24 protein-coding genes and 1 other RNA gene are annotated in these 24,201 nt (G+C 28.8%); 2 read left to right on the top strand and 23 right to left on the bottom strand.

Annotated elements, in window-relative coordinates; translation table 11 throughout:
- Nucleotides 1–254: 254 nt before the first annotated feature.
- From J7M87_RS17830 to J7M87_RS17880, 11 genes are all read right to left on the bottom strand, one after another.
- Complete coding sequence (locus J7M87_RS17830) at nucleotides 255–1,919, bottom strand: phage/plasmid primase, P4 family (protein WP_195624329.1); 1,665 nt, start codon at nucleotides 1,917–1,919, stop codon at nucleotides 255–257.
- A gap of 12 nt (nucleotides 1,920–1,931) precedes the next feature.
- A complete protein-coding gene (locus J7M87_RS17835) occupies nucleotides 1,932–2,312 on the bottom strand; it encodes a hypothetical protein (RefSeq protein WP_195624330.1) in 381 nt (126 codons plus the stop codon).
- A 15-nt stretch (nucleotides 2,313–2,327) separates the two neighbouring features.
- Nucleotides 2,328–3,923, bottom strand: coding sequence for a DNA polymerase (locus J7M87_RS17840; protein WP_195624331.1), 1,596 nt, complete (start codon nucleotides 3,921–3,923; stop codon nucleotides 2,328–2,330).
- Nucleotides 3,924–4,124: 201 nt separating this feature from the next.
- Complete coding sequence (locus tag J7M87_RS17845) at nucleotides 4,125–5,453, bottom strand: hypothetical protein (RefSeq protein WP_195624332.1); 1,329 nt, start codon at nucleotides 5,451–5,453, stop codon at nucleotides 4,125–4,127.
- Between the two features lie 228 nt (nucleotides 5,454–5,681).
- Nucleotides 5,682–5,936 (bottom strand): hypothetical protein, encoded by a 255-nt coding sequence (locus tag J7M87_RS17850; RefSeq protein ID WP_111928397.1) that lies wholly within the window; start codon nucleotides 5,934–5,936, stop codon nucleotides 5,682–5,684.
- An 87-nt stretch (nucleotides 5,937–6,023) separates the two neighbouring features.
- On the bottom strand, nucleotides 6,024–6,845 hold the full coding sequence (locus J7M87_RS17855; RefSeq protein ID WP_195624333.1) for a hypothetical protein: 822 nt from the start codon (nucleotides 6,843–6,845) through the stop codon (nucleotides 6,024–6,026).
- A gap of 10 nt (nucleotides 6,846–6,855) precedes the next feature.
- Nucleotides 6,856–7,161, bottom strand: coding sequence for a hypothetical protein (locus J7M87_RS17860; RefSeq protein ID WP_111928395.1), 306 nt, complete (start codon nucleotides 7,159–7,161; stop codon nucleotides 6,856–6,858).
- Nucleotides 7,161–7,481: a Mor transcription activator family protein gene (locus tag J7M87_RS17865; RefSeq protein ID WP_243278466.1), complete on the bottom strand. Its 321-nt coding sequence runs from the start codon at nucleotides 7,479–7,481 to the stop codon at nucleotides 7,161–7,163. The genes J7M87_RS17860 and J7M87_RS17865 overlap by 1 nt, the downstream gene beginning before the upstream one ends.
- Nucleotides 7,482–8,134: 653 nt before the next feature.
- Nucleotides 8,135–8,482: a hypothetical protein gene (locus J7M87_RS17870; RefSeq protein ID WP_195624334.1), complete on the bottom strand. Its 348-nt coding sequence runs from the start codon at nucleotides 8,480–8,482 to the stop codon at nucleotides 8,135–8,137.
- Nucleotides 8,483–8,498: 16 nt separating this feature from the next.
- Nucleotides 8,499–8,807 (bottom strand): DUF960 family protein, encoded by a 309-nt coding sequence (locus J7M87_RS17875; protein WP_195624335.1) that lies wholly within the window; start codon nucleotides 8,805–8,807, stop codon nucleotides 8,499–8,501.
- A gap of 143 nt (nucleotides 8,808–8,950) precedes the next feature.
- Nucleotides 8,951–9,244 carry a hypothetical protein gene (locus J7M87_RS17880; RefSeq protein WP_195624336.1) on the bottom strand — a complete coding sequence of 98 codons (294 nt, stop codon included), beginning with the start codon at nucleotides 9,242–9,244 and terminating at the stop codon, nucleotides 8,951–8,953.
- An 84-nt stretch (nucleotides 9,245–9,328) separates the two neighbouring features.
- Here J7M87_RS17880 and J7M87_RS17885 point away from each other — a divergent pair, with 84 nt between their 5' ends.
- The gene (locus tag J7M87_RS17885; RefSeq protein ID WP_195624337.1) at nucleotides 9,329–9,490 is read left to right on the top strand and encodes a hypothetical protein; all 162 of its coding nucleotides are present in this window, start codon (nucleotides 9,329–9,331) and stop codon (nucleotides 9,488–9,490) included.
- 29 nt (nucleotides 9,491–9,519) lie between these two features.
- On the opposite strand, the gene J7M87_RS17890 is transcribed toward J7M87_RS17885, so the two are convergent.
- The 7 genes from J7M87_RS17890 to J7M87_RS17920 form a co-directional block, all read right to left on the bottom strand.
- Nucleotides 9,520–9,858, bottom strand: coding sequence for a hypothetical protein (locus J7M87_RS17890; RefSeq protein ID WP_195624338.1), 339 nt, complete (start codon nucleotides 9,856–9,858; stop codon nucleotides 9,520–9,522).
- Nucleotides 9,859–9,924: 66 nt separating this feature from the next.
- Nucleotides 9,925–10,239: a hypothetical protein gene (locus tag J7M87_RS17895; RefSeq protein ID WP_195624339.1), complete on the bottom strand. Its 315-nt coding sequence runs from the start codon at nucleotides 10,237–10,239 to the stop codon at nucleotides 9,925–9,927.
- Nucleotides 10,240–10,321: 82 nt separating this feature from the next.
- Nucleotides 10,322–11,479: a hypothetical protein gene (locus J7M87_RS17900; protein WP_195624340.1), complete on the bottom strand. Its 1,158-nt coding sequence runs from the start codon at nucleotides 11,477–11,479 to the stop codon at nucleotides 10,322–10,324.
- Between the two features lie 76 nt (nucleotides 11,480–11,555).
- Nucleotides 11,556–12,587, bottom strand: coding sequence for a DNA cytosine methyltransferase (locus J7M87_RS17905; protein WP_195624341.1), 1,032 nt, complete (start codon nucleotides 12,585–12,587; stop codon nucleotides 11,556–11,558).
- Entirely contained in the window at nucleotides 12,562–13,608 is a 1,047-nt protein-coding gene (locus tag J7M87_RS17910; RefSeq protein WP_195624342.1) for a DNA cytosine methyltransferase, read from the bottom strand. Before J7M87_RS17910 ends, J7M87_RS17905 begins: the two co-directional genes overlap by 26 nt.
- Nucleotides 13,609–13,897: 289 nt before the next feature.
- Nucleotides 13,898–14,251: a transfer-messenger RNA gene (gene ssrA / locus J7M87_RS17915) on the bottom strand.
- Nucleotides 14,252–14,838: 587 nt separating this feature from the next.
- Nucleotides 14,839–15,825, bottom strand: a complete 987-nt coding sequence (locus tag J7M87_RS17920) for a Gfo/Idh/MocA family oxidoreductase (RefSeq protein WP_291653195.1) — start codon at nucleotides 15,823–15,825, stop codon at nucleotides 14,839–14,841.
- 433 nt (nucleotides 15,826–16,258) lie between these two features.
- Here J7M87_RS17920 and J7M87_RS17925 point away from each other — a divergent pair, with 433 nt between their 5' ends.
- Nucleotides 16,259–17,524, top strand: a complete 1,266-nt coding sequence (locus J7M87_RS17925) for an amidase domain-containing protein (RefSeq protein WP_291653197.1) — start codon at nucleotides 16,259–16,261, stop codon at nucleotides 17,522–17,524.
- Between the two features lie 92 nt (nucleotides 17,525–17,616).
- Here J7M87_RS17925 and J7M87_RS17930 read toward each other — a convergent pair whose 3' ends face one another.
- From J7M87_RS17930 to J7M87_RS17950, 5 genes are all read right to left on the bottom strand, one after another.
- Nucleotides 17,617–18,015, bottom strand: coding sequence for an Rrf2 family transcriptional regulator (locus tag J7M87_RS17930; RefSeq protein ID WP_291653199.1), 399 nt, complete (start codon nucleotides 18,013–18,015; stop codon nucleotides 17,617–17,619).
- 318 nt (nucleotides 18,016–18,333) lie between these two features.
- Nucleotides 18,334–19,722, bottom strand: coding sequence for an NADPH-dependent glutamate synthase (gltA, locus tag J7M87_RS17935; protein WP_291653202.1), 1,389 nt, complete (start codon nucleotides 19,720–19,722; stop codon nucleotides 18,334–18,336).
- Nucleotides 19,723–19,724: 2 nt separating this feature from the next.
- Complete coding sequence (locus tag J7M87_RS17940) at nucleotides 19,725–20,612, bottom strand: sulfide/dihydroorotate dehydrogenase-like FAD/NAD-binding protein (protein WP_291653204.1); 888 nt, start codon at nucleotides 20,610–20,612, stop codon at nucleotides 19,725–19,727.
- Nucleotides 20,613–20,886: 274 nt separating this feature from the next.
- Complete coding sequence (locus tag J7M87_RS17945; RefSeq protein ID WP_291653206.1) at nucleotides 20,887–22,053, bottom strand: iron-containing alcohol dehydrogenase; 1,167 nt, start codon at nucleotides 22,051–22,053, stop codon at nucleotides 20,887–20,889.
- A 220-nt stretch (nucleotides 22,054–22,273) separates the two neighbouring features.
- The gene (locus J7M87_RS17950; protein ID WP_291653208.1) at nucleotides 22,274–24,172 is read right to left on the bottom strand and encodes a sigma 54-interacting transcriptional regulator; all 1,899 of its coding nucleotides are present in this window, start codon (nucleotides 24,170–24,172) and stop codon (nucleotides 22,274–22,276) included.
- Between the last annotated feature and the right edge of the window lie 29 nt (nucleotides 24,173–24,201).

Here is a 24,201-nt window from a genome sequence, read left to right on the forward strand (position 1 = left end):
ATTATTTCTATTGAATCTCTAGTGTAATTTTTCTCATAAAGTTTCTTTCTTGATATTGTTGTTTTAGTATACTCCATAAATAGATATTCCTCCCTTGTATTCATTATTATGATATATACTTATTAATTAAATTTATTACTTTTAAATAGGGTGGTTAGGTGGCAAGGTGGATGATTATTTAGAATTGATATTAAGATTAATTCTAAATAAAAATATTTATTTTAATTACTCTACCACCTAGCCACCTTGTCCACCTATTGAATAAATGTATATTTATTTTCTTTAGATGGTAATTTAGAATAGTCTATTCTAAAATTTTTAAGATGAAGTGTTCCTTTTATCTTTTTGTACTCTAACTCTTTATTCAAAACTATTTTTGAAGCATTAGTTAGTCCCTTCCAAAATCTTTGTGGTGAATCAGTACCTCTAGCAGAGATATTCTGACCTTCAATCCACAACTTGTACCCATCTAAAATTGCTTTTTTAGTTTCACTCACTCCTTCTTCATATATTAAAACCTCTTTAAAGTAAGCTTCTATTGGGTTTTGTTCTTCTTTATAGGCTTTAGTTACCTTTTCAATTGCTTTGCACTCTGTAAACTTATAATCATTCCTTATAAGCCTTTCAGCACCTTCTAATGCCCAATTAAGTATTCCACTTAATTCTTCACTAACTTTTTCTGGTAAATCTTTATCCATCTCATCACATTTGAACACTCTATTAAATGGTATTATAAGTATCTTTCTATAATATCCATGAGTATTATCTAATGTATCTGGTAGCGTATTTAATAGAAAAATTAGCTTTATATTAGATTTAACATTAATTGCTTTCTTAAACTTTCTAGAAATATTTATTGGGTCACCACTTATTAATGCTTTTAAGCTTTCTGTACTTATAGCCCCTCCTAGTTCATTTTCATTTGCTATATTAAGGCTCTTGTCTACAATACCCTCAATACCAAATTTTTCTGAGAACTTAGATAGTGGTATATTACTAACATTCTTTCTTCCAACAAGGTTTGTAAGAATTTCAGCACAAAAACTTTTACCATTAGAACCCACACCTACAAAGTAAAAAGCTCTCTCCCCTTTAGTATTATTTATTAATACATATCCAAATATTTCTTGAATACACATTAATAATTCTTCATCATTACATACTATTTCTCTAATAGCCTTAATAAATTGGGGACATACTGCTCCTTTTACAAAATTCACTGGTGACTTACTCATGAATAAGTGATTTTTATTGTATGGTACTAACTCTTTAGTTTTTAAGTTATAAACACCATTATTCAAAGCAATCAACGAATCATCAACTATATCCCCATCTAATCTAGGTATTTCTCTAATAAGACCATCTAAAATATCTTTTTCATAGTACTTCTTCCAACTATCTGGTATAGCATTATTCATTAGATATCGTAATATTGTACCAATTAACTCCTCATTTAGCTCTTCATAAATTCCTTCCTTCTGATTTAAGACCATTAAAGAACCATTTTTAACAACACACTCTAAAACTTGCTGTAGATAACTAATACATCTATTAGTATTTAACTTCAATTTATTTTTATCATCATAGAAAAATCCTATTGTTGTAGCTTTGTTATGTTTAATTAATCCTTTTAGCTCATTAACTAATACATCATCATGTATTATATCTATATCAGATTGAGATAATTTTTTATAATTAATAGTAACTCCATCAATTAAAGTATCAACTATAGATGAAAATAAATTTTCATCTATAGTATCACAATGATACTTCAACTCTTTACAAGCCTTCTCATCACCTCTTTCCTTAATAAGACTAATCAATGTAGTAAGCTTGTACAACGAAGCTGGACACTCCTTAATTATCACAATATTTTTAACATATTCCATAACTATGTCCTTAACTTTTTTTCTTATCATTGTCATTCCTCCTTAGTCAAACTTTCTTTCTACTATATTGGCATATATCTTGCCATCATCAGTTACATTGTGCTTTATTGTAATAACGCATCTTCTTCCTTCCCAGTCATTAATGTTAATCTCCTTTGGAATATTTCCTTTATATAACTCTAATAAAAACTTGTAGCATTTAGAGTTTTCAGCCTGTGAAATCATAAACTTTTCTTTTTTCACTTGCTCTGTAACCCCTACTGAAACACTATAAGTAATCTCAAGGAAGTCTCTATAACCCCAATCAGTTTTGCATTCATTTAAAAAGTCTACCTTTTTAATTTCTGATTCGTGGTTCCCTTCTTCTAAAATTGGAATAGTCTTTACAGTACCTAGTACCTTTTCACCATTTGTAAATATCATTTCTTATTCCTCCTTCTATTTGCACCAATTATTACTTATTGAAGTCTCAACAATAACTGGAATATCTCTAATAATTTTTTTCATACCTTCAATCATACAGTTTTCTAAAACCTCTTTAGCTTCTTCAGCATCATCAGTAGGTACTTCTAACAGTATTTCATCATGCACTATAGCAACTAACTTCCATGTCTCTTTAATACTATTTACAAGTAATGCTAATGCTTCTTTTAACCCTTCAGCTGCTGAACCTTGAATAGGTAAATTTAATCTTTGTGTCATTGATAAACTACCACCTTGCCACCTTCTTCCACCTATTGTTTTTATATAATCTGCTCTTAATAAAGCATCTTGAATTGCTCTAACTCTTGGATATACATTAAGAAATTTAATTCTATATTCTTCTGCTTCATCTAAAGTAACATCTAGTCCTGACTTTCTTAAGTTCTTTTGAATACCATAGGCAGTAATACCATAGATAATTCCAAAGTTTAAGCTTTTAGCGACTTGCCTTTCTTCATTAGTTATCTCGTCTAATGGCTTTTTAAAAATTAAGCTTGCTGTACCTCTATGTAAGTCAACTTCATTATTAAAGTAATTCATTAAAGTTTCATCTTTAGAAATACTTGCTAGAACTCTTAATTCAATTTGTGAATAATCAGAACACACTAACTTATATCCATCTTCTGCCACAAAAAATTCTCTACTATTTCCTGGCATAGCTTGAAGTGGAGGATTATTACAAGACATTCTCCCAGATTTTGCACCAATCAATCTCCAATCTGCTCGTATCCTTCCATCATCATCAATAGAAGATTTAAGCTTTTCTCCATATGTTTTAATTTTAGTTTGTAGCTTTCTATACTTTCTAATGAGTTTTATAACCTCATGTTCATCAGAATACTTTGCAAGTTCATCATCAGATGTTGAATGTAGCTTTATACCATACTCTGCAATAGCTTCTACCAATTGTTTTGGTGAATTAAGATTAAGTTGTGAATTATTCAATAGATTTCTAATAGTAGATTCAAGCTCTTGGATTAATTCTCTATCCTCATCTAATCTCAAATTCCATTTATTAAACTCCATCTTGATACCATTGTTTTCAAGCATTATAATTGCAGACAAAGCTCTTCTTTCTCTTTCATAGGTCATCCATAGGTTCTTACTAATAAGCAAAGCTTGTAATCTATAGAATAAATCTCTAGTGTTTTCAACATCTTTGATTGCATAATCAATATGCTTCTGAGTAATTTCTTCTTGCCAATTATCACTATGTTGCATAGACTTATCCATATCTACTCCTAGATATTTTTTAGTCAGCTCCTTAAGACTTAGCTTTTCTTCACCAAGAACTTGAGCCATGAGTAATGTACAGTGATAGTTGTTAACTTCACATCCATTATTAACTAAGTATTCAACATCAAACTTAGCATTATGGAATACTTTAAGAATATTACTATTTTTTAAAAGACCCCTAAAATCATCGTCTATAAACTTCCTATATGAAACTTTTTCATTACCAATTGCTGAAACTACTAACTTAATTACTCCACTCCTAGGATTTAATGAATCAGTTTCTAAATCAATAAATGCTATTTTAGTCTTATCCATTGTATAACCTCCCCTTAATATCTACATCTTACATAAGTTTATTCAAATTCTTTTTTGGTAGATGTCATTTGCTACATCCTTATCTTAACTCGAATCCAAAAAATCTTTATCAAGTTAATGTAAACCTTTTCTGGTGAATTTTTAGATATTTTTTAAAAAAAATAAGAAATACTCAAATATTCTTGAATATTTCTTCTATGTTTATCTTTTAGAATTTACTTTCTTAACATTATCTACAATTTTAGCTAGTTGATATTGATTTATTAAATGTATCGTTTTACTATATAACTCAACATCTTTAGCACTATAATCTTTCTTAATTTTATAGTTATTTTGAAACTCTCTTATTTTTTCATTTTGATTATATATTTTTTTAAATTCTTTAATATCATTAGGTGTAAAAAATCCATATCTTGTAATGTCACTACCCAGAAGTTTCATTTTTTCCTTTATTCCATTAACTAGCTTCTTATCAACCTCTTGAGCTTTTTCATAATAGCTTACTTGATTTTCAATTGCTTCTAATGTTGCTAAGTCCTCTCCAATTACCTTTAATGCCTGCTTTATACTTTTATTCACTAACTCATTAATAATTCTAACCTCTGATTCAAATTGTTTAATAGAATACCTAGAAGTTTTATCTATTGCATTATACAGCTTATTAGATAAGCTTTCTCTTATGGTTAATACTGGAACGGTTGTTAAATGTACTACTGAATACACAATGTATTTAACCTTATTTTCTTCAGTATCAAGTTTATTAATATTTTTAAATATTACCTTTCTCAATTCATACTGTTGCTTTCTTTCTAATTTATAGTAATAAATATTTTTAAATTCTTCATCCATAGTATCTATATCTTTACTTAATAATGAATGTATTTCATTATAGTTTTTATCTGTCATAATGTTCACTTTGTTTCCTCTTATTTTTTTATATGCTTTTTCTGCTTCCTTAGCTTCATCTATACCATCTAATTTAGCTCTCCACATACTATTTAACACTTTCATTTCTTTAATACTATGTACTCTTATTTTTTTCCCCTCATAATTCTTACGCTTAGATATTCTTATCCCTGCTTGCTTAAAAACTTCTTTTTCAATAGTTGCATTAGAAAAATCTGTTGTCATCTTATCATAGAATTTTATGAAATCATCACACCCGTCTAACATTTTAGGATTATCATAAATGTCATCATAATCCAAGCCCCCCATTTCTTCATCTGTAAATTCATATATTCTAGCTGCTGTTTGTTTTAAATTTACTTTTTCTGCTTTATAAACCATTAAGTATGCTATTATATAGAACTTCAAAAATTTTTCTATCTCTTTAAAATATACCCTATCTATATAGCCCCTATATTGAACTTCATTATATTTCATCATTCCTTCAATATATTCATATACATTCCTACATTTAAATTGGTAATCTTCTTCCAAATTAATATTTGCTTTTAGAAACTCTACTACCCTTTCATGATTTATCATTCCCTCAACATATTTCACTATGTCTTCATTCTTATACTCCATAATCTCTACTCCTTCTTAAATATTTCAAAAACATACATATACTAGGTGACATAGGTGGAAGATATTTTTATAACTATCCTCCACATATCCTTCTTATGTTTTAAATTTTATAAAATTTAATCAAACTTTAATAGAGTATTTATTAAATATTTATCAGTTATTACCTCTAATACTATAACTACTATTTGTATTATTAAAATGACCTTAATCATTATCTCTCCTACATAACTAATTTTTAACATATGCATAATAATATGCTTGTTGACGTTTTGATTCAAACATTTCCTCTAGTTCATCTACTAAAGCTAAAGTCATATCTAAATCTTTAATCAATGTTTCTTTTATAGCATTATCATCTACCTTCTCCACTAAAACCTCTAGCTTTTCCACTATAACTTCATCAATTTTATTATACTTTTCAATCAACTTAGTTAGGTTATTCACAAACAATTTATTTAAAATTTTTGCTTCATTTTTTAGCATAACTTTACCCCCTCTTCCCCCTATAATAAAAGCACAAAAAAATAAAGTCTTAACTTACTCTATAAGTAAATTAAGACTCTATAGCTTTTAATTTACTGGTTCAGTTGGTTTAGCACTTCCTGGGTTAAACATATACGTCATTCCAGCATCCCTTATATAATCAAATGGTATTGATGTTTTATTATACTCTTCTTGCATTTCTTCCATTGTTAAGCTTTTATTTAAATGTGGTACAAAATATCTTGGTTCAGTTCCTTGTTGTGCTGCAAATTCCTCTGCTTTTTTATTATTCTCTTCTCTTAAAGCATCTTCTTGAGCTTTTTCTTCTTTAATTATAACGTCAAATCCCTCATTAACCATACGTAATATTTCTTCAACTTTGTTTCGTTGTCTTACTGGTAACTCAAAATAATATTTCAAATTACTCACCATATCTCTGGCTTTATTTAATGTATCTCTATCTTTACCTGATAATGCTAAATTCTCTGCTTCTTTTAAAACTTCATCAAATTCTTTTATGTAATCTTCTCTTGCTTTAATTTCTTCCCTAACTTTATCAACATCAGCTTTTAACTTTTCATATTTCTTATAATCATTATTCATCTTATCAAGATATTCTTTTGCTTTATCTATATTATTATATGAATATAATTGCTCACTAGCACTTTGATAACAAGTTACTATGTTCCATAGCTTATCCACCTTTTTATTATTACCTTCAACAACACTACCTAAATCTGTTCTTGCATATTCATAGTCACCAGCTTCTATTGCTTTAATACTGTTTTCTATCATTCTTTTTTCTTCATTATTTCCTTTTCCTATAAAACCAACTACAATAATTGCTATTATTCCTACTACAATTAAAACCTTTTTATTAACGTTAATTTCTCTACCCTTTATCTTCATAATATCTAAACTACTCCTTATTTCCTTTAAATTTATTATATAGATAGTACCCTATATAACCTATTACTCCTATCATTAAGGCTAGTCTTATTAAGAACCATAGTACAGAAAATACTCCTCCAACTAATCCTCCTAGGAAATTAACTATAAAAGCTCCTACTATACAACATACGACCCACATAGTTATCATAGCCCCAAATCCAAAATGTATAATATCAAAAATCTTATGTAGTAATATAAATATCCCTGTTCCTACTATTAAAGTAACTATTACTGCTATAACGCTTGTTAATCCACCTGCATCAAAAATATTCATTATTTCTTTTCTCCTCTCTCACTTTTGCTTATTCCATTTTTATTTATTACTTTTTGTAGCCAATTACATGTGTATCCTAATTTCCTTGATATCTGCTTTAAGTTCTTACCATTATAATTCTTATTTAAATAATCAATTATATATTTATCTGAATATAGCCTCATTGGAAAAGTTACCTGCTGACCTTTATAATTCTCATATACCTTTAATGTTATCTCATCCCCTAGAACTTCAACCATATCTTTATAGATACCTCTGTAATTTTCACTTCTTCTACTCATATCCTTCTTATCCATCATCTCCTTTTCTATCCCATTCAATATTACCTCCTTTAAAAATTTTTCATAAGATTGAAAAAACAAGTGATTTTACAATAGAAAATCACTTGTTTCTAATTAGAATTTATAACTTTTAACTGTACTTACTCCTTTCTTAATAATCGTCTATATAAAAAAGAGCTAATACTTCTTTTACTAGAAATATTAACTCTTTCATCAAATTTATAATATATATTTAAACATTGTAGTAAAAACAGTTGATTTAGCCTTGATTTACAGCTTTTCAATTTTAATGCTACTCTTATTCATATTTTATGTAATCTCTATTTTCTGCTATGTTATCATAGCTTTTTAAGGTATTTCTCCAACTGAATGGCTAGAATTATCTATTACTTTTTACATCTCTTATTTTCAACCTAATTTAATACAAAAAAATTTACCTCTATCTCAGTACAAACGTTTTATTTACTTTAGGTGGATAAGGTGGAAGATATTTTAGAAAAGTATTTTAGTTCCATCAACTTGAAAATTACTATTCTACTCTCTCTTCCACTCTGCCCCCTTTGCCCCCTGTTATTCTTTAGCTTTAATTAATTGCTCTACTTCTTATTTATTGCTTCTACAGAAGTTGCTACAACTGTTAGTATTGTACCAACTACTTTTATTACTGTTACAATATCCATGACTTTCTCCTCCTATCTTTTATAAGTGTATATATATGAATAAGTATCTAGTACAGGGATTAACTTTATTACATATTTACCTTCTTCAAGCTCTATATATACTAAAGTTTCCTTATCATATCCTGTACCATTGCATAGCTCTACAACTTTATTAAAGTCCTTTATCAATATAAACTGAATGTAATTTAGTTCTTCTTGTAACTTCTTTAGGTCTATTTCTTTTTTATTATTTAGCTCTCTTATCAGCTCTCTTGGATTCCATTGATTAGCTAGTTTTCCATCATAGAAATCAAAACGAATTACTCCTAGAAGCTCTTTACTATCATAATCAAAGGTCTTTTCTATACTTAATTTCTTCATTTTTTCCTCCATCACATCAATATTCACTAGGAAATAACATAGTAGAATATTCTTCACTATCAATTACATAGATTTTATTTTCATTACCTATTTCAACATCTTCTAGCTCTATTATATGTGTTTCTTTATGCTCTGGGACTTCTTGACTCTGCTTAATTATCACTTTATTTCCTTCTTTTCTTAGCTTGAAGACTTGCAAGTAATCTAACTCAACATTTCCTTCATCTTTCAACTTATCAATCATAGACCACATTATAAGTTGTAATCTTATATCAATTTCCTCATTTATTCCTCTAGTTACATATCTATTATTTTTCTTGAACATATTTTTCTATCTCCTTTTCATTACAAGTTTTTATAGTTATCTTTCCTCTTCTTATTAAACCTACACATAGAATTCTTTTCATTACCCTTTTCCTCCTAAAAATAATAAAAGCCTTAATCACTACATCAATAGTAATTAAGACTTTATACATTACTTATCTCCTCTTTTAACATCTTTATAAATTCCTCTGAAAATACTTTATTCTTTATTGATTCTTTTATTAGCTCTATTAGTTCTAGTTCTGTAACATCAAGACTTCTTGGAATGTAAGTTTCATCACCTCTTCTAGTAGACTTATAGACACAGAATCTTACTTCATTTCTTTTTAGCTCTTTGATATATATCTTTTCTATTGTATATGTGTATTCATTATCTCCAACTTTGCCTTGATTTATTATCTTACAGTACTTAGTTTCCTTGATTATCTTACCTTTCAATTAATCACTTCCTTTTTTATGAATAATCTATTACAATAATTATATTAGCTTTTTATTAATATAAATTATTGGATGTGCTTTTTCATGGAAAAACCTTTTGTTGATGCTGACGAAATGACATACTTTATTTTCGAAAAATGTAAATATTTAGGCTATTTAGCCTCTAAAGAATTAATAAACCTTATATTGGATTTAGAAGTAGATTTCTTAGAATCTAAAGGTTTAGTTACATATACAGAAGATTAAGAGGTTTTAACTAACCTCTTTATTCTTCGTTATTCTAATAAAAATTTAGAAAGTTTTTCGGTTGTTACTACTAGAATTGAAAAATCACTTGAAAGTAAGTATAAACTTGAAGTGTAATTCGTTCCATTTGAAACCTCAATCACATCAGTATATTCTGGTATTAAACCTTTTAACTTATCTACCTTCAACATTTTAATATCAATGATATTTTCTGCTATAAGTACATATCCACCTAAGTCATTATCTACCTTTCTATCAACTCCATAGTTATCATTTAATATTTCTATATCTCTTTCTATACTTTTAATAACTTCTGTGTCATAGCATTTTAGTTCTTTTAATTGTTTCTCTGAATAAATCTTCTTCATTATACATTTCTCCCTTCTAAATATAAAAACTCTTACCTGTATCTCTAAATACAAGTAAGAGCTTTACTATACTAAACTTTTATAAAATTCTATTTTTGGTGCATTGTTATTTATTAATAAATTTAACTTTTCGTATGTTGAATCATATAAGTTATTATCTTTAGCATATTTAATTACATCCTCATAAGATAATTCAAAAATATTATCTGTTATACTATAGTAGAAATCATCATTCATTACACCAAAGAAGTACTTAACTGCATCTTCATAAGTCATTCTTGGCATATCTTCTAAATCACAATTTTCATCTGTATAACATCCATTTCTATCGTTCCATTGTAAAAATTCTGTTATTAATATTTTCTTTTTTTCTGTATTCATTTTTCTTATCACCTATCATATAATATATATTTAATATTTTATTTATAATTAATATATATATATATTAAAAAACTATTACTTTCTATATTTCGTAATCATTTATAAGTAATTCACTTATTCTGTTCCAATTAAACCTTATTCCTTCTCTCTCAAAGAAATATCTTTTATTTTGATTATATATCAGCCCCAAATGATTCCAAAGTTTTGTTTCATCTCTAATATATGACCCTTTTGCATTTGTTGTTATTGCTGTTGGTTTTCTCTTCCCTATAAACCCCTTACTCTCTAAATAGGAATCTAAACTAATAAAATACTCATTTCTTTTCAACGAAACTATATCTGTATCTCTTTGAAAATTTTCAAACTCATGGATTAATTGCAAGTGTCTTCCATCAATTAGTATTAAATATGTTAAATAATCTATGAACTTTTTACTATTTGCCCCATAAATTTTCCCAATAGTTAGCAATTTGTATCCTTTAACAGTTAATCTACCTTCACTTTGAGACCATAATCCTAAGTGAAAAAGTGATATTTTATAATTTTGTTTTTCTGATTTTTTTGATGCTATGCTATATTTCTTTGTTCTAGGTGTTCCATCCCACATTTTAGTTTTTTTTGAAACTAACATTTGATAAAATTCTTCATAAACAAAATTTGTATAAATATCCCCAACTTCATCATTGTACTTATCTGCCAACCTCAATAATTCATATACTTCATAATGACTTGCATCTCTCCAAAAACACCAAAATGTTTTTGTAACAGAGCTTTCTCTCTTGTTAATAGGAGTTGAACCTCTTTCTGTATCTATCGACTTTAATAATCTTATTGAATCTGAACTTAAATCATCTTCATCATATTCTATAAGAGATATAGGTAAATGCTTAAATTCATCATTTTCTAAAATATTTAATATATATTCACATATCTTAAATCCATCATCAGCATATTTAGGTAAAATCAATCCTGAATAATCATGCTTTTGTAAGTATGCTATAGCTTGTCCTAATCCAGTTAAATATTCTCTCTTATTTTGTTTTGGTGGCTTAAATTCATTAGCATATGTTACTCCTTTAACATTATCTGCTAATACATAATCAGGTCTAGGCCAATCCCAGTCTCCAACTCTACATATATCTGATGAAAAAATTTGTTTCCACTTATCTTTTTCTGCTCTAACATTATCCAGAAGCACAGAACCTATAAATGATGCTAACTCATCATGTGTTTTTCCCAAAAAAATCCCCTCCATTCATACTATACAATATTATTATACAATATAAATGATGGGAATTATTTAATCAAAATAAATTTTATAGATATTTCTTTATATTTTTAGCCAACTCATATGCAAGCTTTACAGGAACTGCATTTCCTACTTGAATACATTGATTTTGTCTACTCCCATAAAATATAACATCGTCAGGGAAGGTTTGTATCCTAGCTGCCTCTCTTACTGTTAGGCTTCGATTCTCTGTAGGATGTAATGGAAATGCATTATGTCCCGGCACCATTGTAGAAGCAGGATAATCTCTATGCAATCTCTTGTATACATGACTAAAATTTTTCACTTTATTATCTTTAAAGTCAGCCCTAGCACCATAAATAAGATGTTCTGGCATTCCATCCTTTGGTAGGCCACTGCCCTCTGGTATATATTTCATTCTTTCTTTAACAATGGGTTTATGATTCATAGGAACATGATTCTCAATTTTATTCTCCTTACCTACTAAATCCATTATCGCATTACCTACAGTTATATAATCATTTTTATTTTCTATAATTTGCTTTGGAAAATCTACATCTATATCAATATCATTCCTTATTCCCATAAAGAAAACCCTATATCTAAGTTGAGGAACTCCGTAATCAGCAGCACATAATACCTTGCAATGTATATTATGATACCCTATATTTTCAAATTCACTTTTTATTATTTCTCTTAACTCTCCATTATGAGAACTTAATAATCCTTTTACATTTTCCATTAAAAATATCTTTGGCTGTATCACTTTCACAAATCTTATAAATTCAAATACTAACTCATTTCTTGGGTCTTTAACTATTCTTTTCCCTATTGTAGAAAATCCTTGGCATGGTGGTCCACCTATTATTACATCAATACCTTTATAACTCTTTAATTCATCATCTGTTATTTCTCTGATATCTTTATTAATCAATGGTACACTAGGATAATTCAATCTATGAGTTTCTATAGCTGGCTCCCACTTTTCTACAGAAAAAACTGGCTCAAACCCAGCATCAATAAATCCTCTTAAAAAACCTCCAGCACCTGAAAATAAATCTATAAATCTAGGTTTACTTTTTCTTTCCATAATATTCATCTAGTCCCTTCTTTATATGTTCAGCCCAAGCTTTAGCTAATAATGGCGGTACTGCATTTCCGACCTGCATACACTGTTTATGTCTTGCTCCTACAAACTCTAAATTATCATCAAATGTTTGAATTCTTGCCGCTTCTCTAACTGTAAGACTTCTATGTAACCATGGATGTATTGGAAATGCATTGTGACCTGGTACCATTGTTAAAGATGGCTCATCTCTGTGTAACCTTTTAAAAGTATTCCCAAAATTTTTTCTATATAATTCTGGTGGTAATTCATCTTCTGGTAATCTCCCTCCCTCTGGGATATATTTATATCTAAGTATATTTTTTTCTTTATGATTCAGAGGGATATGATTCAGTATCTGATTTTCTTTTCCAGCTAAATCACCTATTGCTTCGCCAACAGTTACATATGGATTATATAACATTCCTTCTCCATGAGTTTGCTCTGGTGGCTTCAATTCCATATTTATTCTATTCCCAAAAATAAATACTCTTTTTCTACGTTGAGGAACTCCATAATTAACAGCATCTAATATAAAAACATCAAATTTATAACCCATTTCTTTTTCCAATTTAGTAAATTCATTTTTTATCATTTCAAAATATGAACCATTATCTAATGTAAGTAATCCTACTACATTTTCCATTAGAAAAACTTTAGGTTTTAATATTTTTAACACTCTAATATACTCTTTAAATAATAAATTTCTTGCATCTTTTTGCCTTCTTTTTTTCTCATCTGCAGATATTCTAGAACCTATTGTAGAAAACCCTTGACATGGTGGGCCTCCAATTAGAACATCTACTTCTTCTCCATTAATATACTTATCTATAGTTTTTTTATCTAAGTCTTTTATATCACCATGTATAAATGGTATCCATGGTGTATTTTTCTGATTAAACATGGCACAATCTTTATCAAAATCAGTAGCTAACATAGTTTTATATCCAGCTTTTTCAAAGCCCAGATGAAAGCCACCCACTCCTGCAAATAAATCAACTATTTTATATTCCATTTATCTTCACCCTACTGTCTTATTATTTTTAAATTCAGAAAATCCTTTTCTAGATTATACAGAACTAATGTTCTTTTGTAAAGCAATTACTTTTTACCTATTCAACATATATTCGACATTATTTATTATATAACAAACAAATGAATATACCAACTACTGTAGGTATATCCCTTTCCCTATTATATTCAGTTTTTATTGAAAACTTATTACCATGTGATATGCCTCATTAATTCTTAACTATAAAATATAATAACCCTCGACAACACAATCTGTATTGTCGAGGGTTTCATGGTGGAGGCGAGGGGTATCGAACCCCTGTCCGAAAGCAGACCAGCCTGACTTTCTACGAGCGTAGTTTGTGACTAAAATTTCGGTCCTTAGTTCGCTCACAAACAAACTCCTAATTCCCTAGCTTCATGAATACCCCTTTAGCTCAAAGCTTTGCTAAACTTCGTTTCCCACTTCAATGACACCAGTGATCCAGAGCGTGGGCACCCTGGGCTGATGAGCGGCTATATTAAGCTGCTAATGCAAAATTGTCTTCTGCGTTTATCTTTAATGCATACTTTATTATCGAGGTGACATGCTTGCCTCGGCTCGCTTATCAAACCCATCTTACCCCCGTCGAAGCCAAAACGCCCCCAGGTTAAGAATTAGTTTAACGCGAAATATTCAATTTTGACTACGTGTAAATTATATATTATATAGATTTCTATGTCAACTTAGATTTAATCCTTGCTTACCATAATTTTCTTTTAAATTTTTAAAACTTATAATTAGATTATCACTATTAATTTAGAAATAAACAAACTAACATCAAAAAGAAAATCAAGCTTTTCTTATAATCTAAATTTAACTTTGTATAATACATAATTTCTACATACTTATATTATAACAAATTTCACTTAATTTAAACCTAATCTTATTAGCATTAAGGGAAAAAGCTTCTTATATTACTATTTTTATAATTAATTTCTTAGTAAAAAGTAGTTATATATAAGTTTGCTTATTTTGTAACCAATTTCTAAATAATATTCTTCACTGTAATAGGAAACCTATATAAACACTATTTCCATTGTCCCGGTAATATTAATTTTTTCATATAAGAAAATTACTTATCAAATTCTTCTACCTTCTCTGGATTTAGATTTTCAAATACTTTTGATTCAAAAAATTTTCCATGTACATCTTCAAGTCTATATAGTATTAATTCTATCATTTTTTCATTTCTTAATTATTATCAGCAGGATAAACTACTCCAATTTGCTTTCTTGCCTCTTCAATAACTTCAACCACATTTCTAGAAACTTCTAATGAATTAATCTTAGATTCTCTTTCTCCATTTTTAATTAAGTTAACAAATTCTTCTACTTCATAGCACATATTTGCTTCTTTATGTTCTAATGTTAAATCTTCTTCTCTACCATCTCTATATATTATTTTCACATTATTAAATGTATTAATTCTGTCTATTATAATGCTACCCTCTTCCCCTTGGATTTCTGATGGAAGATATGAATTACTTATCTTAGAGTATATTACAACTCCCTCCATATCATCATATCCAAAGACAACGCTACCTTCTCCATCGACTCCAGTTTCTAGCATTATTCCATTAGCTTTTACTGTATTCGGCTTTCCAAAAAGATTCACCATTGGTGCTATACAGTAAACTCCTATGTCCATAATAGCTCCATTTGATAGTTCTTTCTTAAAAGCATTTAACACTTCCCCAGCCTTATATTTATCATATCTTGAAGAGTATTGACAGTAGCTTGCAAAATACTTTCTAACCTTACCAATCTTATGAAGATTATCTTTAATAACTCTAAAGTTTGGAAGTAATGTCGTTTTCATTGCCTCCATTAAGACAACATCATTTTCCTTTGCTACTTTTATCATTGCATCAGCTTCCTTGGTATTTGAAGCAAAAGCCTTTTCTCCAAGCACATGCTTTTTATGATTTAAAAACAATATAGCTTGCTCAGCATGCAAAGAATTAGGTGAAGCTATATACACAGCATCTATTAAGTCACTCTTAGCCATTTCCTCTAAGTCTGTAAATATATTTTCTATATTAAACTTATTCGCAAACTCCCTTGCTCTTTCTTCAGTTCTTGAATAAACAGCAGATATATTTACACCTTCAACTTCCCTTGCTCCAGCTATTAACCATTCAGTTATAAAATTAGTTCCTATAACACCAATATTAATCATTAACTATCCCTCCAACTCATTTATACCTTTTATTTGCTCATTTCAATTATATATTATATTACTAATATTTTCTATCAAGACTTAAACTCTCAATTATGTATTAACCCTATACTTTAACTTTTCATAATTCAGCTTGTTTGAATTATTTCCTTAACCATCTATTACCAATTATCCATTGCATTTATGCTCATCTGAATTATTCCCTCAATTCTTTCACCTTTTAACTCTTTAATTCTTCACTTTTCATAATTCAGCTTGTTTGAATTATTTCCTTAATTCTTTCATTTTTTCATTATTTCATTTATCATAATATTTTTTTTCTAACTGCACATACTACTATTATTAAATTCTTGTATTTTATAATGTGTATTATTTTAAAAGACGAGAAAGCTTGATTATATTTTATATGGTCACTAATAGGGAGGTTTTTCATATGCGAAATATCTTTAAAGATATAGATAAAAAAAAGATATTAAAAGCAAGTAGTTATATACTGTTTCCAATTTTTCTTATAAGTAATTTTGTATTTTTTATTTCTAAGACCTCAAGCTCATCTTTTGTTCCTTCTGTATTTTTTAGTGAAGTATATGAAGGTGAACCAATTGCAAATGTTGGTACCTTTATAACAGATGGTGATGAAAATTTAGAATCTTCTATAATCTCATTTTTGAATGATTTATATAGTACTCGTAATAAATCTTTTACTACTGGTAATGTTGAAGATCTTTATAAATTTTATGATACTTCTCAAACCTTTAGTAGTTACTCATTAAAGCATGAGTTTAAAAGGATTGCTTTTTTAAGGGATTGGGCAAGTGCAAGAAATATAAGCTTTAAAAATATAGAATCTACACCTAAAATATCATCTTTAAAAGAAGAAGATAACACATATAGTCTAACGTTAAGTGAAGAATATAAATTTGATTACATATACAATGATGCAGCTGAAAAAGTTAATAGCTTTGGTGTTTCTTTAATACATACATTAGAGCTAAAAAAATTTGGCAACTCTTTTATAGTTAGTAAGGATTACTATCAAGATTGCTTTGAGGGTGGTCTAGACGAATATGATTTTAATTTAACTGAAAAGAATATTCCAATAACTAAATATAGGGCTTATAATTTAAACTTTAAAATTAATTCCACGCCTGAAAATAGCTCTACTTATAATAGAAACGCCGCTGTAAATTATGCTGATAAGTATTCTGGAATATCTTTTTCAACTAACTTAGATAGTAAATATAATTCAAATTATTATACTTATGTTGCTGGCTCTGGAAATTCTACTAATTTTATATCTCAATGCTTAGCTGATAGCCTTGAAGGTGGTGGGATACCACAAGATAAAGATTGGTCTTATAAATTTAATGAATCTAAAGGAGTAATGGCAAGCGAAACTTGGGTTAATTCTGCTAAACTTTTAGAATATCTTCTATCTAGTAATAAAGCATTTATAACTTTTTCAGGATCTTTTAATGAAATTTTAGATAGTATGTCTACAGCAAGTAATGAAATAAACCTAGGGGATTTAGTTATATATAAGCAAGGTGATTATATTGAACATAGTGCTATAATCACAGGATTTGATAATGCTGGATATCCTTTAGTTAATTCTAATTCTATTGATAAGTTTAAAATGCCTTTTGATTTAGGTTGGAGCAATGATACTTCTGAATTTTACATAGTTTCTTTAAAATAATTTATTAAAATAAAATAGGCTAAAGTTAAATTTAAATTTAACTTAAAGCCTATTTCTCACATTATAATTTTAACAATTGGACTTTTTAACTTTTATTTAAGCAAATCTTGTAATGTATACCTTGAAAATTCATGAAGAAATGCACTTAAAGATTCACTCATTATTCCTTTTAACTTACAGCCTGTAGTTATAAATGGGCAGCAATCTTCCTTACTAAAGCATTGTGCAATATTTAGGTTATCCTCTGTTATACGAACAACTTCACCTAAATTTATATCTTGAGGCTCTAAGCCTAACTTTAATCCACCAGTTCTACCTTTCATAGATATAACTAAATCTGTTTTAGCAAGTTTGTGTATTATTTTCTTTAAATGATGCTCTGAAATCTCTAACTTTTTTGCTAACTCTTCAACAGTACATAGCTTGTCTCTATTCTCAGCTAAATATACTAAAGCTCTAAATGAGTAATCAGTAAATTTTGATAAGTACATGAAAATTCCTCTCTTTCGTATAATTATTGTAATAACCCCATTAATAATTTATAGTAACCTTTTATATGGTATAAAAATAAACATTTATATTTAAACAATATTTAACCTTTATCTTTATATTTTATACAAAGATTACTCTATTGAATTATACTATATTTCAACCTAAAATTACTCAAAAAAATGTACAATATTTACATTTATTTAACAAAGTTTATTATTTATTAACATAATCAAGGATTACTATATAGGAAAAGAGTTATTTCCTAACATATTAGACTATCAAGCCTAATAAATTTCATCGAAAATAACTCTTTAATATTATTTACTTAAATATTCATCTATAGCCTCAGCTGCCTTTTTACCAGCTCCCATTGCTAAAATAACAGTTGCTGCTCCAGTTACAGCATCTCCACCTGCATAAACTCCCTCTTTTGTTGTAAGTCCATGTTCATCTGCAACTATACATTTCCACTTATTAGTTTCAAGACCTTTTGTTGTTGATGATATAAGTGGGTTTGGTGAAGTTCCAAGTGACATAATTACTGTATCAACATCCATAACATATTCTGAACCTTCCTTAACTACTGGCTTTCTTCTTCCTGATTCATCTGGTTCACCAAGCTCCATTTGAACACATTTCATTCCCTTTACCCAACCATTTTCATCTACTAAAATTTCTGTTGGATTAGTTAATATATCAAAGATTACACCTTCTTCTTTAGCATGATGTACTTCTTCAACTCTTGCTGGAAGCTCAGATTCACTTCTTCTATAGACAATATGAGCTTCTGATCCTAGTCTTAAAGCAGTTCTTGCTGCATCCATAGCAACATTTCCGCCACCTACTATAGCTACCTTTTTTCCTACCCTAACTGGCGTATGATATTCTTCTTTAAATGCCTTCATTAAGTTTACTCTTGTTAAGAACTCGTTTGCAGATAAAACTCCATTTGCGTTTTCACCTGGAATTCCCATAAACTTAGGAAGTCCTGCTCCTGATCCTATAAATACTGCTTCAAATCCTTCATCTTCTATAAGCTCGTCTATAGTTATAGTTCTCCCTATGATAACATTAGTTTCAATCTTCACTCCAAGCTTCTTTATATTATCAATTTCAGCTCTTACTACATCATCTTTAGGTAGTCTAAATTCAGGAATTCCATAAACCAAAACTCCACCTGGCTCATGCAAAGCCTCAAAAATAGTTACATCATATCCCTTTTTAGCTAAATCTCCTGCACAAGTTAATCCAGCTGGACCACTACCTATAACTGCTACCTTTTTATTTTTATCTTCTTCTCTCTCTGCTAATTCTACGTTATTTTTTCTTGACCAGTCTGCTATAAATCTTTCTAACTTACCAATTGAAACTGGCTCTCCTTTAATTCCTAATACACATTTACCTTCACATTGACTTTCTTGTGGGCATACTCTACCACAAACAGCTGGTAATGCGCTATATTTAGCTACTTCTTTAGCTGCTTTTTCAAATTCTCCACTTTTCATGTATTCTATAAAACCTGGAATATTTATTGATACCGGGCATCCATCTACGCATTTTGGATTTTTACAAGTTAAACATCTATTTGCTTCTTTTATTGCTTCTTCATCTATATATCCTAAACATACTTCTTCAAAGTTTTTTGCTCTTACTTCTGGAGCTTGTTCTGAAACAGGTATTCTTTTCATTCTATCTTGCATATTCATAACTATTCCACCTTGCATCCACAACCGCCGTGATTATGAGTGTCCCCTTCTTCAATTTTTAGCTGAGCTCTTCCTTCTTCACTCTTATACATTGCTTGTCTTCTCATTGATTCATCAAAATCAACTAAGTGTCCATCAAATTCTGGTCCATCAACACATGCAAATTTTACCTTTCCTCCTACAGTAACTCTGCATGCTCCACACATTCCAGTTCCATCTACCATTATTGGATTTAAGCTTACTGTTGTTGGTATATTTAATTCCTTAGTTAGCATAGCCATAAATTTCATCATTATCATAGGCCCAATTACTATAGCATGATCATATTTATTACCTTTTTCTTCAACTAAGTGCTTTAAACAATCTGTTACTCTACCATTAAATCCATATGTTCCATCATCTGTTGCTATATATAAATTGCCTGCAACTTTTCTCATTTCATCTTCTAATATTAATAAGTCCTTAGTTCTACTACCAACTATTACATCACAAGCAATACCATTTTCATGCATCCATTTAACTTGAGGATATACCGGTGCTGCCCCCACACCACCTGCTATAAATATTATGTTCTTATTTTTAAGCTCTTCTAGGTCTTCATGTATAAATTCACTTGGTTGTCCTAAAGGCCCAACAAAATCACTTACATAATCTCCTTCTTCAAAATTAGCTAATTCTTTTGTCCCTCTTCCTACAGCTTGGAATACTATAGTAACAGTTCCTTTAACTTTATCATAATCAGCTATTGTTAGAGGAATTCTTTCCCCTTTTTCATTATTTTTAATAATTATAAATTGACCTGGCTTAGCAGATTTAGCAACTCTTGGCGCTTCTATATCCATAAGATATATATTGTCAGTAAGTTCTCTTTTATTAACTATCTTATACATGATTGTTCCCCCCTGGCTTATTTTCATATCAATCTTATCTTACCATTTTTTAAATATTCACACAATTATTTAATGTAAATATTGTTATTTATTAGTAAATATTGTTTTTTTGATTGCATTGTTTTATTAATCATCTTATTTTTATTTACTATCTTATTTTTATCTAAATTATATTTATTTACTTTCTCAAATTAAGGTTACCTCAAAAAGAAAATTATTTCAGTTTAAGATAACCTAAAAAATCAATCTATTAACTTATAAAACTTAAAGTATTTTAGAAATTAACTTTAGTTCCATAATATGTGCATTCAAATAATTTTTCCATTGTTGCATCGTCAATTTCTCTTGGATTAGATCCAGTACATGCATCTAAAACTGCATTATGAGAAATAAACTCTAGATTAGCTTTAAAGTCTTCTTCTGTTACTCCATATTCTTTTACTGTATGTGGAATATTTAACTCTGTATTTAAATCATTAATCATTTCTATTAATGAATCTGTTAACTCTGTATCATTTTCACCTTTTAATTTTAATGCTCTAGCTATGTCTGCATATCTATCTTCACATTCAACTCTGTTATATTGAATTACAAATGGTAAGAAGATTGCATTTGCACATCCATGAGGAATATGGAATACTGCTCCTGTCTTATGAGCCATTGAGTGAACTATTCCAAGTAGTGCATTAGAGAATGCCATTCCTGCTAAGCATTGAGCTTCATGCATTAAATTTCTAGCTTCCTTGTCTCCATTGTATGAAGCAACTAAATTTTCTTTAACCATTTCAATAGCTTTCATTGCTAATGGATCTGAGAAGTTTGATCTTAATGATGCAGTATAAGCTTCTATAGCATGAGTTAATGCATCCATTCCAGTATGTGCTACAAGTTTAGCTGGCATTGTTTGTGCTAAATCTGGATCTACTATGGCAATATCTGGAGTTATGTTAAAGTCTGCTAGAGGATATTTAATTTTTGCCTTATAATCTGTTATAACAGAAAATGCTGTTACTTCTGTAGCTGTACCACTTGTTGATGGAATTGCTACAAATTTAGCTTTTTGTCTAAGTTCAGGTAATCCAAATGGAACAACTGCTTGTTCAAAAGTAAAGTCTGGATATTCATAGAAAATCCACATTGCTTTTGCAGCATCTATTGGTGATCCTCCACCCATTGCAACGATCCAATCTGGCTTAAATCTTCTCATTGCTTCTGCTCCACTCATAACAGTTTCTACTGATGGATCCGGTTCAACTCCTTCAAAAAGTTCAACTTCCATTCCTGCTTCTTTTAAATATGTTTCAACTTTATCTAAAAATCCAAAGCGCTTCATTGAGCCTCCACCAACTACAACAAATGCTTTCTTTCCTTTTAATGTCTTTAATACATCTAATGATCCTTCCCCATGATATAAGTCTCTTGGTAATGTAAAACGAGCCATAATAATACCTCCTAAAATTTATATAATTTATTTCTTACTTATTTACATAAATATAATAAGCAAAACTCATGCCAAATGTTTTTTATTTAACAATATCGTTAAAACATTAACCTTTATGCAAAATCCTAAAATACTCAAAATAAAAATGTCCTAAAATAAAACAGTTTATTTATTTATCACTGTTTTATTTTAGGACATTGTCTTATTCTGTTACATAATTCTATATCTCAATCTTATACTTTTTAACTTTAAGATAAAGAGTATTTCTACTTATTCCTAAAGCCTTTGCTGTTTTAGTCATATTATATTTATTATGTTCTATAGCGCTTCTTATTGTTACCTTCTCAATTTCCTCTAAGTTAAAAGTTTCTTCTTTTAACTCATCTGAAATAATATTTTTGCTATCTATATCTAATATTTCATTTATTTTTTCTTCTGATTCTTCTAATATATCATCTGATAACTCTCCATTTAAATTCACTATATTTTCTATACAGTTTTCCAATTGCCTAATATTTCCCGGCCAATTATATCCTTGTAATCTATTAAATAAATCTTTAGTTATCTCAGGAATTTCCTTTTCTAATTTTATTGATTTCATACTAAAGAAATATTCTATAAGCTTTCTTATATCGCCTTTTCTTTCTCTAAGAGGTGGTAGTTTTATTGGAATAACACATAATCTATAATATAAATCTTCTCTAAAAGTTCCTTTTTTAACTTCATTCTTTAGATTTTTATTTGTAGCTGCTATTACTCTCATATCTACAGGAATCTCTCTGCTACCTCCAAGTCTAGTGACTCTCCCCTCTTGTAATACTCTAAGTAGCTTTACTTGCATATCAAGTGGCATTTCGCCTATTTCATCTAAAAATAAAGTTCCACCATTAGCAAGTTCAATTTTCCCTATTTTCCCGCCTTTTTTTCCTCCAGTGAAAGTTCCATCTTCATATCCAAAAAGCTCACTTTCAATTATATTAGCAGGTATGGCTCCACAATTTATAGCGATAAATTTATGATTTTTTCTTATACTATAATTATGAATTGATTGAGCTAATATTTCTTTACCTGTCCCACTTTCTCCCTGGATTAATACTGTTGAAGGGCTATTAGCTATAATCTTACAATTTATTATAACATTTTTTATAGCATCGCTTTCTCCTATAATATCATTAAAAGTAAAAAATGCTCCTGTAAAATTATTTTCTTTATTATTTTCTTTTAACTTTGTTAAAGTTGCTACAATCCCAATCGTTTTTTCGTTACATTTAATCCCTTTAAGAATTATTTCAGTTTTATATTTGCTTGCATGGCTTAATTTTATTTCTTTTGTTATAGTTTCATTATTATTTGATATTCTGTCTACTATGTTTTGAAAATTTGGGATTATATGATTTATATATTCATTAATTAAATTTTGATTTCTTTTATCTAAAATATTTAATCCTAATTCATTTATATTTATAATTTTTCCATGTATATCAATAATCATTATTCCTTTATCAACATTTTCTATGACAGTTTTCATATAATTATAGGTTTGATTTAAGATATAATTAGTTTTTACTCTGTAAAGTTCATTTTCTATTGCGGTGACTCCAAAAATAACTAACCCTAAGGTGTGGGGATGCTTCATATTACTTTTTCCAGTTAAATTTAAGGTTCCTATTATTTCGCCCTTACTGTTATGAATAGGAGCTGCTGAACAAGTTAAGCTTTGAAATATAGTGGCATAATGTTCATTTGCAGTTATTTGAATACATCTATTTTCTGTTATAGCTGTCCCCATTGCATTTGTCCCTATATTTTTTTCATCCATATAGGCACCAACTTTTAAATTTAATTTCTCTAGTTCATCTTTAATAGCATCAGCGCCCTTTATGTAAAGTATGCATCCATTATTATCTGTTAAAATTATAATAAAGTCATTGTCTTCTACAGACTCTACTACCATATCTATATATGGCTTAGATATTTCTATTAACTCTTTATTTATCTCTAGTACCTTTTTAAGTTTTTCTCCATTTAACATAGTCTTTGAATGATCACTACTTTTTTCAACTCCGTAATCTTCACTTCTTTTATGGGAGTTTTCGATTAATAAACTTTTATTATACATAGCACTATACCTCTTGACCCTTTTTTCTT

The sequence above is a fragment of the Clostridium sp. genome (assembly GCF_017888565.1).
Lineage (GTDB): Bacteria > Bacillota > Clostridia > Clostridiales > Clostridiaceae > Clostridium.